The sequence below is a fragment of the Amycolatopsis sp. La24 genome (assembly GCF_029087445.1).
In the GTDB taxonomy this organism is placed as follows: Bacteria; Actinomycetota; Actinomycetes; order Mycobacteriales; family Pseudonocardiaceae; genus Amycolatopsis; species Amycolatopsis nivea.
The window spans coordinates 42,194-59,922 of the sequence record NZ_JARACH010000006.1; the positions used below are offsets into that span (position 1 = coordinate 42,194).

A 17,729-nucleotide genomic window follows, 5' to 3' on the forward strand; every position below is an offset into this window, starting at 1 on the left:
AGTCGTTATGACTGCCAGTTCTCCGCACGCCGAGACCGTGGTCGATCTCGGCGCAGTGCGCCACAACGTTTCCTTGCTGGCCGCCCGGGCCCCCGGCGCGGCCGTGATGTGCGTGGTCAAGGCCGACGGGTACGGCCACGGCGCGGTCCCCGTCGGCCGCGCCGCGGTCGAGGCCGGGGCGAGCTGGCTCGGCACCTGCTCGCTGCGCGAAGCCCTCGACCTGCGCGCCGCGGGTCTGTCCGTGCGGCTGTTCAGCTGGCTGGACGTGCCGGAGCTGGATTTCACGCCCGGCATCGAGGCGGACATCGACCTCGGCGTCAGCTCCCTCGGCGAGCTGGCCAGGGTCGACGCCGCCGCGGAGCGGGCCGGGAAGCGCGCCCGCGTGCACCTCAAGATCGACACCGGGCTGAGCCGCAACGGCTGCCCGCCCGCTGCCTGGCCTGAGCTGGTCGAAGCCGCGGCCAAGGCGCGCGGCGTCGAGGTCGTGGCCATCTGGTCGCATCTGGCCTGCGCTGACGAGCTGGGGCACGCGTCGATCGACGCCCAGGCGAAGCTGTTCGCCGAGGCTTACGACGCGGCCCGCGCCGCCGGTCTTGACCCGATCCGGCACCTGGCGAACTCCGCCGCCACGCTCACGAGGCCGGACCTGCACTTCGAAATGGTCCGCCCGGGCATCGCGATGTACGGCCTCAACCCGGTGCCCACCGACGACGACCTGCGTCCGGTGATGACCTTCCGGTCGACCGTGGTGCTCACCAAGCCGCTGGCGGCAGGCGAATCCGTCTCCTACGGACACACCTGGACCGCGCACGAGGACACCACGCTCGCGCTCGTGCCCGCCGGATACGCCGACGGGGTGCCGCGCACGCTGTCCGGCCGGATGGACGTCTGGCTCGGCGGGAAGCGACGGCCGGTCGTCGGGCGGGTCTGCATGGACCAGCTCGTGGTCAACGTCGGCAACGAGGACGTGCCCGCTGTGGGCGACGAGGTCGTGCTGTTCGGACCGGGCCGTTCGGGAGAGCCGACCGCGCGCGAATGGGCGGACAAGATCGGCACCATCGACTACGAAATCGTCACCTCGATGTACCGGCCACGCGTACACCGCCGGTACGTGGGGGAGCGGGCGTGACTCCTTCGGCGCGACTGTGGGCGATCGTCGGCGGAGTCGGAGCGGTAGTGACGGGTGCGGCAGCGGCAGTTGTCGCGTCGCAGCAACGCAAACCGACCGAGGACCCGTTCGCCGACGAGCCGCTAGGCGAGTTGAAGCCGGACCGGACGTCCACTGTCGCGGCTGAAGACGGTACGCCGCTGTCGGTCGAGGAGATCGATCCTGAGGACGGCGAGCAGCCGGAGCTGACTCTCGTCGGCGTACACGGCTTCGCGCTTTCGCGGCGCTCGTGGCACTTCCAACGCCGCGACGTCGCCTCGCTGCGGCTGCCGCGCGTACGGCAGGTCTACTTCGACCATCGCGGTCACGGTCTGTCCGGTGAAGCGTCCACGGAGACCTCGACGATCGAACAGCTCGCGCACGACCTCGACAGCGTGCTGCGCGCGATGGTGCCCGAAGGGCCGATCGTCCTCATGGGACATTCCATGGGCGGCATGGTGATCATGGAGCTGGCGGCGCAACGGCCAGACCTCTTCGAGGACCGCGTATGCGGCGTCGCCTTCATCGCGACCGCGGCGGGCGAAGTCGGCGCGCGCGGGTTGCCGAGGCCGTTGCTGTCCAAGTACAACCCGCTTACGCGCGGCGTCGGCGAGCTGGCTGGATGGCAACCCGGGTTGGTGGAGTTCGTTCGCGCGGCGGGCGGTCAGCTGACCCGGCAGGCAGTGCGCCGCCTCGCGTTCGGCAGCCGCGACGTCTCGCCGCGCCTGGTCGACTTCATGCTCGAAATGCTCGCGGTGACGCCGGTGCGCGGTCTGATCAACTTCGTGGACACCCTCGGCAGCCACAACCGCTACGCGGTGCTGGCCGGGCTGAACCACGCGCAAGTGCTGGTCATCGGCGGCGATTCGGACCGCTTCACGCCGTTCGCGCACGCCGAGCGCATCGCCGCCGAGCTGCCGGACGCCGAGCTGGTGCGCGTGCGCGGAGCCGGGCACATGGTGCAGCTCGAACAGCCCGAGCTCGTGAACAGCCATCTCATCGACCTGCTGCAGCGCTGTGGTGGCAGCGCCGCGCCGAACCGGCGAAACTGGTGGTGGACAAAGTGATTCTGGAAACCCCCGAGGACACGATGGCCTTCGGGCGGACGCTGGGCGCGGCCCTGCGCGCGGGCGACGTGGTGTTGCTGGACGGTCCGCTCGGGGCCGGGAAAACGACACTGACCCGAGGGATCGCGGACGGTCTCGGGGTCGGCGGACGAGTCAGCTCGCCGACCTTCGTGCTGGCGCGGGTGCACGCCGCCGGGGCGGCCGGGGTACCGCTGATCCACGTGGACGCGTACCGGCTCGGCGGCGATCTGTCCCAATTGGACGACCTCGATCTGGACACCGACCTGGAATCGTCCGCCGTGGTCGTCGAATGGGGCGAGGGCAGCGCGGAGCGGCTGTCGGAGGACCACCTGGTCGTCCGCCTGACCCGGCACGACGACGACACCCGGACCGTCGTGCTGGAACCGCACGGCTCCTGGACCACCCGGGTCGACGAGCTGCAAGCCGCCTAGCGCTTCCCGTCCGGCACTCCGCTACGACCCGGTTTTCGACGGTTCCTTCGTCAGCGCGTGGTTGAGCGCGGCCAGGAAGGCCAGCAGCCGGGGGCCGAAGCGACGCAGGTCGTCGTCCTGTTCGACGCCGCCGTACCAGGAGAGGCCGGCTTGGCCGTCGGCGTCCGGGTCCAAGTCGGCGAACGCGCCGAGCCAGCGTTCGGTGTCGCCGAGCACCACCGCGTACGGCAGAGAACGGGAGAACACCATCTCGCGGTCCGCTGGGCGTTCGATGTCTTCCGCGCGCACCCGGTGCAGGTAGCGCAACAGCCCGCGGATCTGGCCGGCGACCGCGCGGCCGCGGGCGGTGCGGGACGGCAGCAGCGCGCGAGCCGCGGCGACACCCAGGCCGGCGAGCGCGACCGCGACGCCCAGCAGCGCGTGCCCGACGGTGAACGAAAGCACCGCCGTCGCGACCAAGCCGAGCACGAACAGCAGGATGCCGGGCAGTGCCAGCACCCCGCGCGAGGTGTCCGGACGACGCGAGAACCATTGGCTGGCAACGACGTCCCGGTACATGGAGTCCTGGATCGGCGCCGCGTCGAGTTCGCTCAGCCGGGACAGCAGGACGGTGTCGGTTCCTTCCGGCAGCAGCGTTTCGTAGACCACCCGCTCGAAATCGCGCAGGTGCTCGTCCGGCGGGTTCCGCCGGGAGATCTGCCAGTCCGGACCGGGAAGCTCGGCCAGCCACAGGTAATTCCGCACCGCCAGATCGACGACGGTGGCCGCGATGTCCACCGGGTCCACCGACTCGTCCATCACGGTGCCGATCTGCCCGGGAAGCACCCCGTCCGGAGAAGCGAACCAAGTTCGGCCGTTTTCCCGCAACAGGACTTCAATTGTGGTATCGCCGGTGCTGGTCGCGAGTTCGTCCTGCTTTCGGCGCCGCCATACGAATAGCGCGGCGGCAATCAGCAAAACGGCAACCACGGCGAAGCCGATGACGGATGGCAAGGTGAGCGAGAATGCCGCCGCCAATGCGCTGGCCGGCACGAAATCGGCATTCGCCGGTGCGGTTCCCGGCGGCAGTCCGACCGACAGTTCCATCCGCGCGCCCGGCGGCAAATCGTTCTGCTGCAGCCGCAGCACGCCGGTGTGGTCGACCTCGGCCAGCGTGCACGGCTGGTTCGCGCCGATCGAACAGGTCACCGGCGCCATCTGCCGGGCAGGGGCGAGGAAGGACGCTTTGATTTCCTTCACCGGCTGGTCGAAGCCGCCCGCGACGAGCGCGTGCACCTGCTGGCCGCCGCCCTGGTCGGCGAGAGCGCCGGCGAGGGTGTAGACGACGGTGGATTCGCCCGCGCCGAAGGTGAGCGTGAGCTGGTCGTCGGCCTGCGCGACGGCGCCGCCGCCGGTGGCCTTCGCGTCCCGCACCGTGTAGCGGAGGTCCTGGCCGTCGTCGGCGGGCAGCCGCAACGGCAAGGTGGACACCAACCGCTGTCCGCCGGGGACAGTCACCTTCTCGGTGACCTGGAAGCCGCCGTCGCGCAACAGTTTAAGTGCGATTTCCGCAGTCGCTTCGGGGGACGCTTGCGCATTCTCGGAATGCCGCCCGGTTCCGGAGAAGGCCGCCGCCGGACTCGCGCTGGATAGCACCGCCAATGCCGCGATCGCCGCCGCGGAAACCCATTTCCTCGCCACGGCAGCAGAGCCTAGAGCACACCGGCTAGGCTGGGTGCCCCGGCAGTGAAAAAAGCCGGATTACGCGAATCACGCAATCGCAGGGGGAACGATGACCTGGCCACCGCAAGGCGGTCCTTATCCGGTGCCGCCGGGAGCCGCCCCGCTCCCGCCGCCGCGGCCGCTGCCGCCCGGGATGCCGCCGGGCGCCGGGATGCCAGGCGGCGGAACGGCGGGACCGGGGATGCCGCCGGGACAGCAGTTTCCGGGCGGGCCGCCGGTTCCGCCGGCACCGCAGTTCCCTCCCGGACCGCCGTTTCCCGCTGCCGGACCGGCAGTTCCGTTGCCGCCGCCTGCCGCGCCGTTGCCGCCGCCGCAGGTCGCTCCGGCGCCGGGGCCCTTCGCCGCGTCCCCTGGTGTGCCCGCGCCGGCATTCGGTGCGGGCGCCCGGCTCGACGGCTACCGCGCTGGGCGACCGCCGAAGAAATCGCACGCCGGGGTGATCGTGCTGGTCTCGGTGCTCGGCGCGATCGTGCTGGTCGTCGGGGGACTGGCAGCGCTCGGTGCGGCCGTGCACAAAGACAAGCGCGTCGACGCGGCGAGCACCCCGCCGCCGACGTATTCCCCGGTCTCCAGGGAAACGTCGCCCACCCGGTACACCACCGAAAGCAGCACTTCGGCCACCACCGCCTCGACAACCAGGGAAACCCGCGAAACCACCAGCGACTCGGAACCGGCGTCCGAGGCCCCGCCGGCGCCCCGCGGCCCGCAACCGGTGAAGGAGACCGCGCGGAACCCGCTGTTCGCCAGCGCCGACGCCGGATTGCAGAACGTGGCGTGCACGCTCAGCCGATGGAGTTCGGACCGGGCAGGCGCGGAACGGTTCTTCCAGTCCGGCATCCGCTGCCTGAACACGGTGTGGGCGCCGGTGCTCGGCGACGCGGGCCTTCCGTTCGAGGGTCCGAACCTGGTGGTCGCGCAGTCCGGCCAGATGCAAAGCCCGTGCACTTCGTCCGGCGACAATTTCGCCGCCTACTACTGCCCGACGAACGAGACCATCTACATGCCGATGGACAAGCTCCAGATCGAGCAGTACGGCGCGCATCCCGGCATCTACCTCGCGGTGCTGGCCCACGAATACGGGCACCACGTGCAGAACCTGTCCGGCGTCGAGGATGCGATGAGCGAACAGCGGTACGACGCGGGCGCCGACTCCGCCGCCGGGCTGGAGCTGTCCCGCCGGCTGGAACTGCAGGCGCAGTGCTTCTCCGGCATGTTCCTCGGTGCGTCGTCGAGCGCGGGCGGGTCGATCGACCGCAACATCTACAACGAGGCCTGGGACTCCGAGGACCGCGGGGACCACGGCGACGGTCCTCGCGACCACGGCACCGACGAGCACTCCATCGCCTGGTGGCGCCAGGGCGCGACGAAGAACCGCACCCAGCAGTGCAACACCTGGACGGCGAACTCCTCCGACGTGGCCTGACCCGCCACGACGAGCTGCAAGCGGCCTGAACGCCAAGAAGGGCCCCTCGAACGCGAGGGGCCCTTCTCAGCTCGTCAGGCGGTTACTGGCCGGCCCTGGCCGCCGCGTCCTCCGAAGCGGACAACGACGGAGAAGACCCCGGCAACGGCTTCTTCGCGGTCTCCTTCAGCTTCAGCAGCGTGATCACACCGACCACGCCGGCGATCATCAGGTAGTACCCGGGCCACTTGAGATCCCCGGTCGCGAGCACCAGCGCGCTCATCACCAGCGACACCGTCCCGGCGAACGCGGACACGAAGATGTTGAACGAGATCGACAGCCCGCCGTAGCGGACCTCGGTCGGGAACAACGCGGGCAGCGTCGACGGGCAGGTCGAGGAGAAGCAGATCAGCAGCAGTCCCATCAGGACCAGGCCGAGCAGCACCGAGATCAGCGACCCGCTCTTGAGCAGCAGCACCATCGGAAGGCCGAGCACGATCAGCCCGCCCGCGCCGACCCACAGGATCGGCTTGCGGCCGACCTTGTCGCTGAGCCTGCCGAGCAGCGGGATGAGCAGCACGCCCAGCCACAGCACGCCGATCTGCAGCCATTCCGCCGCGGTCGCCGAGATCGCCTGCCCGCCGTTCGCGGACATCGTGCGGTCGTCCTTCAGATAGGTCGGCATGTAGCTGGTGAGCATGTAGTTGGTGACGTTCCAGGTCACCACGAGCCCGCCGGCCAGCAGCATCGTCGGCCAGTACTTCGCGAAGATCGTGCGGACCACGTGCTTGGCTTCGGCGTCCTCGCGCTTGCCCGACTCGTCGAGCAGCTGCTGGAAGGCGGGCGTCTCCTCGAGCTTCGTCCGCAGGTAGACCCCGACGATGCCGAGCGGAAGCGCCACCATGAACGGGATCCGCCAGCCCCAGGTGTCCATGAAGGCCGGCGTCGAAACCAGCGGCAGCACCGACGAGACGGTCGCGCCCAGCGCGTACCCGATGAAGGTGCCGAACTCCAGGAAGCTGCCGAAGTAGCCGCGGCGGCGGTCCGGGCTGTACTCGGCGATGAACGTCATCGCGCCGGCGTACTCGCCGCCGGTGGAGAAGCCCTGCAGGACCCGCGCGCACACCAGCAGGATCGGCGCGGCCAGCCCGATCGAGGAGTACGACGGGATCAGTCCGATGAGGAACGTGCCGGTCGCCATCAGGATGACCGTCACCGCGAGCACCTTGGTCCGGCCGATCTTGTCGCCGAGCGGGCCGAAGAACAGGCCGCCGAGCGGACGCACCAGGAACGCCACCGCGAAGGTCGCGAACGTCGCGAGCTGGGCCAGCGCGGGATTGCCGGGCGGGAAGAACTGTGCCTCGATGGTCGTGGAGAGGTAGCCGTAGACCCCGAAATCGAACCACTCGGTGATGTTGCCGACCGCGGCCGCGCCGACCGCCCGGCGCATTGTCGCGTCGTCCGTGACGGTGGCGCCGCCCGACGGCCCCCTCCCGTCTGCTGCCTCTGTCACATCGCTCCCTTCGCGTTTTCGGGACTCACTGCGCAGAGCCCCCGACATCACCTACCGCGAGCGGTCCAAAGCCTAACGTGACACGTCTCACTCCCGCTCGGGGGTAGCGCAGGTAACGCAGACCGGGGAGCATGCGTTATAGCAGGTAGATACCTGTAAAACCCCATCAACTCGCACGCGTCGGCCAGCGGATCATCCGGATTCGCCGACGGCATTTGACGCGCGCAACCCGTGAGGAGGAGCCGCAATGACGGCAGTATTCGTGGCCATCGCAAGCTGTGCAACCGCGGGAGTCGCTGTAGCGGCCACCCTCGCGTCCTACGCGCAGCGCAAGTGGCGGGTCCGCGCCGTCGAGGCGTGACCCGTTAGGACTCGACGATCCCGACTGCCAGGCCGAGGCCGACCAGGTCCTGCGGACGCAACCGCAGCTGGTCGGCCACGGCAGGCACGTCGGTCATCGGGCGTTTCAGGATCGCCGCCGCGGCCTCCGGGGAAGTGACCGAGAAGTAGGCGTCCGGGGCGATCCACGTCGTGCCTTCAGCGGCGAAAGCCAGCGCGCCACCGGAACCGCCCTCGCCGATCACCAGCGTCGTGACCGGCACTGCGGCGGTGGCGATCGCCTCGAACAGCTCCGCGATCGCTGGCCCGATCCCGCCTTCTTCCGCTTCCGCGTCGTTCGCCGCGCCGGGAGTGTCCACCAGAGTCAGCACCGGAATCCCTAGCCGGGACGCCAGCCGCACGAGTCGTGCCGCAGTGCGGAAACCTGCCGGGCGCGTCGCGGTGCCGCACTGTGCTGCGTACGCGATCGCGCGGCCGTCTCGCCAGCCGAAGCCACATTGGACGCCTTCGTCCACGTGACCGGCACGGTCGCCTTGTACGTTCTCTCGCCAGTCGAAGTACGCGTCGAGGTACTCGGGTGCGCGCGCTCGCGAAGAGGCGCGCGCCGCTCGTACAGCGTCCCAGCCGGTTTCGGGCAGCGCGGCGTTGCGAAGGGCTTTTGGCGGGGGAGCGGGCTCTGTCGACGGAGAAGCCAACAGCCGTAGCCATCGCGCGAGTACGTCGCCCAGTTCATCTGTCTCAACGAGACGGTCGACCTGGCCCCACTCAAGCTTCGCTTCGACGGTGTACGCCTCTGCGGGCGACGTCGCAGGCCGTACGCGCGAGCCAGCGAAGCCCACTTGGGCGTCTGGCAGTCCCAACACGACATCGGAACCGGCACCGAGCGTCGCCCAGCCGCCGCCGGTGGACGGATCGCGGAGAACGGAAATCTGCGGGACGCCCGCCGCGCGTGCTTCCGCGGCGGCGCGCGCGATTCGCTGGAGCTGGGAAAGCGCGCGCATGCCGTGCTGCATCCGGCTGCCGCCCGTCGCGACCAGCGAAACCACGGGCAGTCCACGCTCTTTCGCGTGCGCGAAGGCGGTTTCGACGCGGTCGCCGGTCTGCTGTCCGATCGAACCGCCGAGGAAGCCGAACTCCCAGGCGATCAGCACCGTGGGCACGTCGCCGACGCGGGCTTCCCCGACGACCACCGATTCGGTTTCGCCCGTGCGCGCGGCGGCTGCGGCCCGAGCTTCCGGATACCCCGGCCAGCCGAGCGGATCGTCCGCCGGAGTGTCCGCGACGGGCAGATCGGTGAACCCGGTGGAAAGACCGGCCAGCAGCTCGCGCGCGGAGGTACTCATCCCAGCGCTCGCTTCATGACCTTGCCCATGTCGTTGCGCGGCAACGCATCCAGGTATCGCACGACGCGCGGCCGCTTGTGCGGGGCGAGCAGCTTCGACACGTGGTCGGCGAGTTGCTCGACCGTCGGGCGTTCGCCGTCCGGCACGACCCACGCGACGATCCGCTCGCCGAGGTCGTCGTCCGGTTCGCCGGTCACCGCGACCTCGGCGACGTTCGGGTGTTCCAGCAGCGCGTTCTCGATCTCGCCCGCGCCGATCTTGTAGCCGCCGCTCTTGATCAGGTCGGTGGCCTTGCGTCCGACGATCCGGACGTAGCCGTCGGGGTCGAGGGTGGCCATGTCGCCGGTGCGGAACCAGCCGCCGTCGAGCGCGGCGGCGGTCGCGTCCGGGCGGTTGAGGTACTCGGTGAACAGATTCGGCCCGCGGACCTGGATCTCGCCGACCGCGTCGGGCTCCTCGACCGCGGCCCCGGACTCGTCGACCAGCCGCAGGTCGACCCCGGCCAGCGGGACGCCGACCGAACCCGGCTTGCGCTCGCCGTCGGCGCGGACGCTGGTGTTCATCAGGGTTTCGGTCATGCCGTAGCGCTCCACGACCTGTTGTCCGGTCGCGGCGGTGATCCGCTGGTGGTCGTGCACCGGCAGCGCGGCCGAGCCGGAGACCAGCAGCCGCGCGGACTTGAGCGCGTCGGCGAGGGCTTCGTCGGTCGCGACCGCTTCGGCGATCCGGTGGTACATCGTCGGGACGCCGAACAGCATCGTCGCGCCGTTCGCTAGTTCCCCGGTGACGCCTTCGAGGGAGAACCGGCCGAGGTGGCGGACCGAGCCGCCGCGCCGCAGCGGACCGAGGATTCCGAGGATCAGGCCGTGGACGTGGAACAGCGGGAGGCCGTGGACGAGCACGTCGTCGGCCGTCCATTGCCAGGCGTCCTCGAGCGCGTCGAGCGTGGTCGCGATCGCGCGGCGGGGGAGTACGACACCCTTGGGCGGACCGGTCGTGCCGGAGGTGTAGACGATGAACGCGGGCGCTTCGGCATCCGGCTCGCCGGCCGGCGGCTTCCCGTCGCCCTCCAGCGGAGTGTCGCGCCGCGGCAGGTCGAGCGCGGCGGGCAGTTCGACGCCGGGCTCGGCGAGCACCAGCGCGGGCTCGCTGTCGGCGAGGATGTGGCCGAGTTCGCGTTCGCCGATCTTGGGGTTGAGCGGCACCACCGGAACCCCGGCGAGCAACGCGGCGACCACCGCGACGCTGGTGTGCAGCGTCGGCGTCGCCCACACCGCGACCCGGCGGTCTCGCGGCAGCTCGGCGGCCAGCGCCCCGGCGACCGCGCCGAGTTCGGCGTAGGTGAGTTTTCGGTCGCCGAAGCGCAGCGCTTCCTTGCCGGATCCGGCGGCGACTGCGGGGAACAGCGGATCGGGCACTTTCGCGGACCTCCTGCGTCACCGGCACCTGGAACCGCACCGTACCGCCTTGTGGCGCTCGCCACCTGCGACGCGATTCACAGATCCTGATTGTCAGGGGTACCCAGGTTCAGGCGAGATTATCGAGCAGCGCGCGCACCCGCTCGACCATCGTTTCGTACCGGGCCGGCGCGACGTTCACGTACCGCTCGCCGCCGTCGGTTTCGGAGAACGAGAACAGGTAGCGCCCGTGCTCGGTGTCGTAATACGTGCAGATGTCGCGCCCGCTGATCCGCCGCCCGCCGAGCCCGTCGCGAACCGCCGCGGTGATCTGCCCGCCGCCTGCCCTCGGCAACGCGGCGACGTCGAGCAGATGCCGGACGTCCTGCCGCGCCGGACCGCCGTCAATCGCCAGGTTCAACGCCGATTCCGGCACCGACACCGCCTGCCCCTGCGCGGGCTGGACGCGCGGCAACTCCCGGATCAAGTCCTCGGCCAGCGCCTCGGCTCGCGCTGGTCGCAACACCACGGTGCTGGTGGACGGCATGTGGCAGGCGAGCACCGCGTCCTTGTCCGAGGCCGCGACGACCAGCCGGTACCGCCGGTCCCGCCCGCTCTCGACGGTCGCCGACAGTTCGCTGGCCCCACGGCACAACACGGTCATGGTCCGGACGAACGTCTCGTCCAGACCGCCGCGCCCCCACACGCCTTGGTCGGCCATCGCGCTTACCGCGGCTTCGCGGTACGCGCGCATCTCCTCGGGGTCGCGCCAAAGCGGATCGGGCGCGAGCGCCGCCGGGAGCGAAACCCCCGCCAGTTCCGCCGCGAGGGGCAGGCAGTCGGCAGGGAGCACCACCTCGCGGGCGAGCACGAGCATCGTCAGAGCCCGATCACCGGCGGAACCGCCTTCGGAAGGTCCCCGATGAGGGCGGCGTCCGGGTCCTGCTCGACCAGGTAGTCGGCGGTCTCGTGGACGAGGTCTTCTTCGCCTTCGCCCTTCTGACCGCGGCCCATCGCACCCGCGCCCATGCCGGGTGCCCCCGCGCGCCCGTTGGCACCCGCCGCTGCTCCGCCTCGCCCGGCGGCTTCGGCGTTGCCGAACGGTCCTGTGCCGGTTCCCGCACCTCGGCCGACGCTGTTGCCGTTGCCCGTGTTGCCTGTGTTCCCGAGGCTGCCCGCGTTGCCGCCGCCGGTTCCGGGGAGCCCCGGCGTGAACAGACCGCTGCCGCCCCCGCCGGTGGTGTTGGGGTTGCTGCTGTTGACCGACCAGGAGTTGGGATTGCCGGTGCTGGTGGGGTTGTTGACGCTCGTCAGGTCCGGCGGAACGTAACTGGACGTCCGGGTGTCGTCCGGCAGGTTGTTGTGCGGGGGAACGTATTTGCCCGGCGTCTCCGTCGGGTTGGTGTGCGGCGGAGGCCCCGGATCCCACCGATGGGTCTCCGAAGGAGGCAAGGTCCCCGGCGGCCCAGTGCGATCGTTGGTGTGGTCGCGGTGGCTGGTGCCGCTGTCGGTGCCGCCCGTGCTGCCGGTGGTGCCGCCGACGTAGCCGCCCTCGGTGTAGGTCCCAGCGGTGCCGCCGGGGCCACCCGGGGTGTAGTGCGTCGGCAGATGCGCGGTGCCGGTGCCGCCGGGCTGGGTGATGGTGAAATCACCGCCTGCGGAGGGGAGGGCCAGCTCGCCGTATTGCGACGGGTCCGCCCATCGAGCGGAGTTCTCGGTCGATTCCCCGTGATAGGACTCGTAACTGCTGACGACTTCTTGCGCTTTCTTGTTCCACGCGTCGATTTCGTCGGCACGGTTGGAGAGGAAGGACAACGGAGTGTCGCTGACCCAGTCGTCCGACGGTTTGTCCCCGAGATCGCCGACCGACGCGATTTTGTCGCGCAGCCCCTCGAAGGAACCGCCCTGGCCGGAGTAGAGCGCCTCCGCCTGCGCGAGGTGCTGGCCACTGGTCTGGGAAGCCTGGACCAGCGGCCCGGCCCCGACGTAGGCCCGCCCGGCGGCGTCGCCCTTCCAGTACTCGTCCATCGCGCTCTGGAGCTGCCGCATTTCGTTGGCGATGTCCTCGTGCTGAGCGGAGAGCGCCGCCGACTGGTCGGAACCGTGGAACATGCCACCGGAACCCTTGCCGGATTTGACCAGGCGAACGATTTCCTGCGGGGAGAGGTTGCCCATCAAGCACCTGCCTTGAGAGTGGTGACGGCAGCGGCGGCGGTTTTCGCAGCCAATGCGCACGGGTCGGCATAGCCGGGGAACGATTTGTCGAGCAGCACGGACGCGGTGAAGGTCTCGTCGTCCTTGATCCCGACGGCGATTTGGCAGCCGCCGCGTTTCCGGTCGTCGGTGGTGCCCGCGAAGACGGCGGGGTAGCCGTTGACGTCGGGGGCGGCTTCGAAGTAGCCGGAGTCGCTGTCGGCGTTGGTGTAGGCGCCTGCCAGCCCGCCTTGTCCGGGGAGCAGCCCGAGGCCGACGCTGTTGTCCCTGTCGTCGTACCAGCTGCACAGCGGTGCGACGAGGCCTTTGCCCTGCCGGTGGCGAACGGCGTTGATGACCTCGGTCGCCTGGGCTTGGCTGAGCAGGGCGCAGGGGTTCTGCTCGTACTTGGTGGCGTCGAGGGGGTTGCTCACTTTAGGCACGCTGCGCGTGGTGCTCGTCGGTGTGGAAGACGACTCGGGTGTCGCCGGAACCGGAGTGCCGGGGTTTGACGAACAAGCGGTGACCGTGAGAAGGAGGAGGCAACTTGTCGTGGCGAGAGTGATGGGCTTCACGCGGATCATCCTTGCTTGCGCAGGCTGCTGGTGTTGGCGTGGTCCTGCCCTTCGTACTTGGCGATCGCGTCCTTCAGCTTGAGCGCGTAGCCCTTCGCGTACTCCCACTGCTGCTGCAAGCTCGCCACGTAGGCATCGGCATGGCCGTCGGCGGCCTTCTTTTGGAGCTTGCTGGCCGGGTCCTCGGCTGGCGGAGGCACGATTTTCAACTGACCGCCTGCTCGTACCATGTCGCTGAGCTTGTCCGCGATCCCCTGCCACTTGGGCTGCAGCTTCCGCATCGCGTCGACGTCCATGTTGAACCCGCCGCCAGCCGCGGCGGCGTTTACCTTCGCGTCCTCTGCCGCGCGCTGCTGGTAGACGCGTACGCCGTTGGAGTTCATCGCTTCGCCGAACTGCTTGTCCTGGCGGTCGCGTTTGGCCTGCTCTTCCGGGTCGACGTACCCCGCGCGACCGTCCACCGGCTGGCTGTTGCTGGACGACTGCCCATTGCCCACGACGACGCTCCCCCTCGCTCCCGGCGGCACTGTCTGCGACTGCCGATGCTCTGACTGAGCTTAATCGGTCGAGGTTCCCTGTGTGGACAAAATCCCCCAAGCCGGGCAGGCGTCAGGAACCTGTTCGGAGGGTGGCGACGACCGCCGTAGCTGCTTTGAGTGCGACTGCGCAGGGGTCGGCGTAGGAGGGAGACCGTGGGAAGAGGATGACTGAGCTGGTGAACGTCTCGTCGGAGCGGACGCCGACCGCGACTTGGCATCCGCCGTCTGAACGGTTGTCCAGGACGTTGGTGTAGACAGCCGGGTAGCCGTCGATGGAGGGGGCCGGTTCGAAGTAGCCGGTGCTGCTCCGGTTTCCGTAGACGGTGGCGAGGCCGCCCTGCCCAGGGACGAGACCGACGGCCAGCGAGCTGTTTTCGCGGTCGTTCCAGCTGCAGACCGGGGCTACGTTGCCGGTGATCTTGCGGTTGCGGACCGCGCCGAAGACCTCCGCTGCCTGCGGGAGCAGAGCGCACGGGTCCTGTTCGTATTTCCGCACGTTGAGCGGATGGGGCACCTGCGGCACCTCGGGCGGCGCGGACGACTCCGAGAGAGGGGCCGGGGCGGCCGAACAACCGGCCAGAACCAGCACGCTGCCGAGCAAGGCCGCGATAGACAGCTTGGTCACGGAACGTATCCTCCCGCACCCCCAAACCCGCCCCCTCGTCCCCTTCGGACCAGAGCTATCCTGGGAAATCGTGCTGGTATTGGCGATCGACACGGCTACTCCGGCGGTAACGGCGGGCATCGTTGCCGTCGACGAGGCTGAGCTTGTCACCCGGGCGGACCGCGTCACGGTGGATCCTCGGGCGCACGGCGAGCTGATCGCCCCGCATGCGCTGGCGGCCGCGGAGGAGGCTGGCGTCACGCTCCGCGAGCTGGACGCGATCGTGTGCGGCGTCGGGCCGGGTCCGTTCACCGGGTTGCGGGCTGGCATGGCCACGGCGGCTGCGTACGCGCACGCGCTCGGCATCCCGGCGTACCCGGTGTGCAGTCTCGACGCGATCGCGTCTGATGTCGTACGCACGGAGAAGCCGTTTCTCGTCTTCACGGACGCGCGGCGTCGCGAGGTCTACTGGGCTGCGTACGACGCTTCGGGCGCGCGCACCGACGGTCCCCACGTACAGCGGCCCGCGGACATTGAGACTGACATTCGCGTAGCGGCGGGCGACGGTGCGTTGCAGTACGCGGCATCGGTGGGCGTGGTGCCGATCGAGCCGCGGTTTCCGTCGCCGGCTGGGTTGGTGCGCGTGGCGCGTACGGCGCTTCTCGAGCGCGCGGAGCCGGAGCCGTTGACGCCGCTGTACCTGCGTCGTCCGGACGCTGTCGAGCCTGCGGCGCGCAAGAGGGTGACTGCGCTGTGAAGCTCGACCAGCTGCGCCGCGCTGACGTCGGGAAGTGCGCGGAGATCGAGAAGATCCTCTTTCCCGGCGATGATCCGTGGAGTGCGCGCGCCTTCCACTCCGAGCTTGACCAGGGGCATTACTACCTCGCAGCGCGGTCGGACGACGGGGAGACGCTGCTCGGGTACGCGGGGCTTGCGGTGGTCGGGCGGCGCGGTGACTACGAAGCGAGCGTCCACACCATCGGGGTGGTGCCGGAGGCGCAAGGGCAGGGCATCGGCAAGGCGCTCCTTCGCGCGTTGCTGACGCGCGCGGACGAGCTGCACGCGGCGGTCTTCCTCGAGGTGCGCACGGACAACGACCCCGCCGTGAACCTGTATGAGGCGCACGGCTTCCAAAAACTTGGCATCCGGCGGCGCTACTACCAGCCCTCCGGTGCGGACGCGTTCACTATGGCCCGCCCCGCGCAGGCCCCGGCACGAGACGAGGTGGCCGGCTGATGGCGCGCGTCATCATGGGCATCGAAAGCTCCTGCGACGAGACCGGGGTCGGCCTCGTCCGGCTGCACGACGACGGCACGGTGGAACTGCTCGCCGACGAGGTCGCGTCCAGTGTGGACCAGCACGCTCGCTTCGGCGGGGTCGTGCCGGAGGTTGCCAGTCGTGCGCATCTCGAAGCGATGGTGCCGACGGCGGAGCGTGCGTTCGCCACCGCCGGGCTGAAACTGTCCGATGTGGACGCGATCGCGGTGACGGCCGGGCCCGGTCTCGCTGGCGCGTTGCTGGTGGGCGTTTCGGCGGCCAAGGCGTATGCGACCGCGTTGGATGTGCCGCTGTACGGCGTGAATCACCTTGCCGGGCACATCGCGGTGGACACGTTGCAGCACGGCCCGTTGCCGACGCCGGTGTTGGCGTTGCTCGTTTCCGGCGGCCACACGCAACTGTTGCGAGTGGACGACATCGCGTCGAGCATCACCGAACTCGGGTCCACTGTGGACGACGCGGCGGGCGAGGCGTACGACAAGGTCGCGCGGGTGCTGGAGCTGCCGTACCCGGGCGGGCCGCCGATCGACAAGGCGGCCAAGCAGGGCAACCCGAAGGCGATCGCGTTCCCGCGCGGGATGACCGGCCCGCGCGACGCGAAGTTCGACTTTTCCTTCTCCGGCTTGAAAACGGCGGTGGCCCGCTGGGTGGAGAACGCCGAGCGCGCTGGCGATCAGGTGCCGGTGAACGACGTCGCGGCGTCCTTTCAGGAAGCGGTCGCGGACGTGCTCACCGCGAAGGCGATCCGTGCCGCGCGTGAACAAAACATCGGCACGTTGGTGATTTCCGGTGGCGTGGCAGCGAATTCGCGGCTTTCCGAACTGGCCGCGGAGCGATGCGCGGAGGCTGGCATTGAGCTGCGCGTGCCGCGGCCGCGCTTGTGCACGGACAACGGCGCGATGATCGCGGCGTTGGGTGCGCACGTGGTGGCGGCTGGTCGATCCGTGGCACCGCTGGACTTTTCGGCGAACCCGGGCCTGCCGGTCAATGTTGTGTCCCTTTAGGACTCACCAGGGCAGCGGCATCAAGCGACACCCCCAGCAGCGCCTCGATCGCCAACGCTGACCGTGCGGCCGCGGAACCGTTTCCGTACGGATTCGCTGATGCGGCAGCGCTGATCTCCCCGCGGAGAATGCGCGCGGCGGTGTCGGTGATCAGTTCGGTGTCGGTGCCGACCAGCCAAGCGCAACCGGCTTCGACGGCCTCCGGGCGTTCCGTAGTGTCACGCAATACCAGCACCGGCGTACCGAACGTCGGCGCTTCTTCTTGAATACCACCGGAATCCGTCAGCACGAGCGATGCCAACCGCAGCGCGCGCACGAGATCCGGGTACTCCAACGGCTCGGTGACGGTCACCCGCGCGACCCCGCCCAGCACTTCCTCGACCTGTTCCCGCACAGCCGGATTCGGATGCACCGGGAACAGCACCTGCACGCGCGGATGGGCATCGACGATCTGGCGCACGGCAGTCAGCGTGCGCGTCAACGGTTCGCCCCACGACTCGCGGCGGTGCGACGTCACCAGCACCAGTTGCTCGCTCGCTTCGGCAATTCCCATCTCCAGCAAGGCAAGCGCCGGATCGCGGGCGGGCAAATCGCGCGCCGCCACCGCGAGCACCGCGTCGACGACAGTGTTGCCAGTACGCGTGATCCGCTCCGGAGGCACGCCCTCCGCCCGCAGCGCCGCGCCCGCGGCCGCCGTCGGGACCAGGTGCAGCGCGGCGATCCGCGAGATCATCTGCCGCGTTCCCTCCTCGGGGAACGGCGACGCCAGGTCGTGCGTACGCAGCCCGGCTTCGAGGTGCACCACCGGAATGCCGAGCCAGAACGCGGCGAGCGCGCCGGCCAGTCCGGTGGTGGTGTCGCCTTGCACGACGACCGCCGACGGCTGGTACCGGCGCAGCGCGGCGTCGAGCGCGGGCAGCAGGCCGGACACCAGTTCCGCCTGCGTGCCGGACACCCGCGGCGGCACGTCGAGCCACGCGTCGATCCCGACCTCGAACGGGGCCAGTGCCTGTTCGACCATGCCCTGGTGCTGACCGCTGTGCACGACCAGCGGCCGCAGCCCGGGCCGGGCGTCCAGGGCCAGCGCGAGCGGCGCGAGCTTCACCGCCTCCGGGCGCGTCCCGGCCAGCAGCATCACGTCCAACGTTTTCACC

At 69.8% G+C, this 17,729-nt stretch carries 17 protein-coding genes; 7 read left to right on the top strand and 10 right to left on the bottom strand.

The genetic code is table 11. The features are described from left to right. The first annotated feature begins 7 nt into the window (after nt 1–7). The 3 genes from alr to tsaE are packed head-to-tail and all read left to right on the top strand — an operon-like array spanning nt 8 to nt 2,666. Nucleotides 8–1,129 (top strand): alanine racemase, encoded by a 1,122-nt coding sequence (gene alr, locus PUT80_RS09560; RefSeq protein WP_134731500.1) that lies wholly within the window; start codon nt 8–10, stop codon nt 1,127–1,129. Further along, nucleotides 1,126–2,214, top strand: a complete 1,089-nt coding sequence (locus PUT80_RS09565; protein ID WP_037816232.1) for an alpha/beta hydrolase — start codon at nt 1,126–1,128, stop codon at nt 2,212–2,214. Before alr ends, PUT80_RS09565 begins: the two co-directional genes overlap by 4 nt. Next, a complete protein-coding gene (gene tsaE / locus PUT80_RS09570) occupies nt 2,211–2,666 on the top strand; it encodes a tRNA (adenosine(37)-N6)-threonylcarbamoyltransferase complex ATPase subunit type 1 TsaE (RefSeq protein ID WP_275291651.1) in 456 nt (151 codons plus the stop codon). The genes PUT80_RS09565 and tsaE overlap by 4 nt, the downstream gene beginning before the upstream one ends. A gap of 21 nt (nt 2,667–2,687) precedes the next feature. Here tsaE and PUT80_RS09575 read toward each other — a convergent pair whose 3' ends face one another. After that, nucleotides 2,688–4,346 (bottom strand): DUF2207 domain-containing protein, encoded by a 1,659-nt coding sequence (locus PUT80_RS09575; protein WP_275291652.1) that lies wholly within the window; start codon nt 4,344–4,346, stop codon nt 2,688–2,690. Between the two features lie 91 nt (nt 4,347–4,437). Between PUT80_RS09575 and PUT80_RS09580 the strand changes: the two genes are divergently transcribed. Continuing rightward, complete coding sequence (locus tag PUT80_RS09580) at nt 4,438–5,811, top strand: neutral zinc metallopeptidase (protein ID WP_275291653.1); 1,374 nt, start codon at nt 4,438–4,440, stop codon at nt 5,809–5,811. Between the two features lie 82 nt (nt 5,812–5,893). Here the strand turns inward: PUT80_RS09580 and PUT80_RS09585 are convergent, their stop codons facing one another. From PUT80_RS09585 to PUT80_RS09620, 8 genes are all read right to left on the bottom strand, one after another. Then, nucleotides 5,894–7,303 carry an MFS transporter gene (locus PUT80_RS09585; protein ID WP_275291654.1) on the bottom strand — a complete coding sequence of 470 codons (1,410 nt, stop codon included), beginning with the start codon at nt 7,301–7,303 and terminating at the stop codon, nt 5,894–5,896. 365 nt (nt 7,304–7,668) lie between these two features. After that, complete coding sequence (locus tag PUT80_RS09590; protein WP_275291655.1) at nt 7,669–8,985, bottom strand: carboxyl transferase domain-containing protein; 1,317 nt, start codon at nt 8,983–8,985, stop codon at nt 7,669–7,671. Further along, a complete protein-coding gene (locus PUT80_RS09595; protein ID WP_275291656.1) occupies nt 8,982–10,403 on the bottom strand; it encodes an acyl-CoA synthetase in 1,422 nt (473 codons plus the stop codon). The genes PUT80_RS09590 and PUT80_RS09595 overlap by 4 nt, the downstream gene beginning before the upstream one ends. 109 nt (nt 10,404–10,512) lie before the next feature. After that, a complete protein-coding gene (locus PUT80_RS09600; protein ID WP_037816227.1) occupies nt 10,513–11,259 on the bottom strand; it encodes an ESX secretion-associated protein EspG in 747 nt (248 codons plus the stop codon). A gap of 2 nt (nt 11,260–11,261) precedes the next feature. Continuing rightward, nucleotides 11,262–12,557: a hypothetical protein gene (locus PUT80_RS09605; RefSeq protein ID WP_275291657.1), complete on the bottom strand. Its 1,296-nt coding sequence runs from the start codon at nt 12,555–12,557 to the stop codon at nt 11,262–11,264. Next, on the bottom strand, nt 12,557–13,159 hold the full coding sequence (locus tag PUT80_RS09610) for a DUF3558 domain-containing protein (protein ID WP_275291658.1): 603 nt from the start codon (nt 13,157–13,159) through the stop codon (nt 12,557–12,559). The genes PUT80_RS09605 and PUT80_RS09610 overlap by 1 nt, the downstream gene beginning before the upstream one ends. After that, entirely contained in the window at nt 13,156–13,647 is a 492-nt protein-coding gene (locus tag PUT80_RS09615) for a hypothetical protein (protein ID WP_275291659.1), read from the bottom strand. The genes PUT80_RS09610 and PUT80_RS09615 overlap by 4 nt, the downstream gene beginning before the upstream one ends. Nucleotides 13,648–13,759: 112 nt before the next feature. Further along, complete coding sequence (locus PUT80_RS09620; protein WP_275291660.1) at nt 13,760–14,314, bottom strand: DUF3558 domain-containing protein; 555 nt, start codon at nt 14,312–14,314, stop codon at nt 13,760–13,762. A 70-nt stretch (nt 14,315–14,384) separates the two neighbouring features. Here PUT80_RS09620 and tsaB point away from each other — a divergent pair, with 70 nt between their 5' ends. From tsaB to tsaD, 3 genes are read left to right on the top strand one after another with little or no spacing between them, the layout of a single operon-like run. Further along, nucleotides 14,385–15,050, top strand: a complete 666-nt coding sequence (tsaB, locus tag PUT80_RS09625) for a tRNA (adenosine(37)-N6)-threonylcarbamoyltransferase complex dimerization subunit type 1 TsaB (RefSeq protein ID WP_134731479.1) — start codon at nt 14,385–14,387, stop codon at nt 15,048–15,050. Further along, nucleotides 15,047–15,529: a ribosomal protein S18-alanine N-acetyltransferase gene (rimI, locus tag PUT80_RS09630; protein WP_037816223.1), complete on the top strand. Its 483-nt coding sequence runs from the start codon at nt 15,047–15,049 to the stop codon at nt 15,527–15,529. Before tsaB ends, rimI begins: the two co-directional genes overlap by 4 nt. After that, entirely contained in the window at nt 15,529–16,575 is a 1,047-nt protein-coding gene (tsaD, locus tag PUT80_RS09635) for a tRNA (adenosine(37)-N6)-threonylcarbamoyltransferase complex transferase subunit TsaD (RefSeq protein ID WP_043835247.1), read from the top strand. The genes rimI and tsaD overlap by 1 nt, the downstream gene beginning before the upstream one ends. On the opposite strand, the gene wecB is transcribed toward tsaD, so the two are convergent. Beyond that, complete coding sequence (gene wecB / locus PUT80_RS09640) at nt 16,556–17,719, bottom strand: UDP-N-acetylglucosamine 2-epimerase (non-hydrolyzing) (RefSeq protein ID WP_275291738.1); 1,164 nt, start codon at nt 17,717–17,719, stop codon at nt 16,556–16,558. The two genes, tsaD and wecB, sit on opposite strands and share 20 nt — an antisense overlap. Between the last annotated feature and the right edge of the window lie 10 nt (nt 17,720–17,729).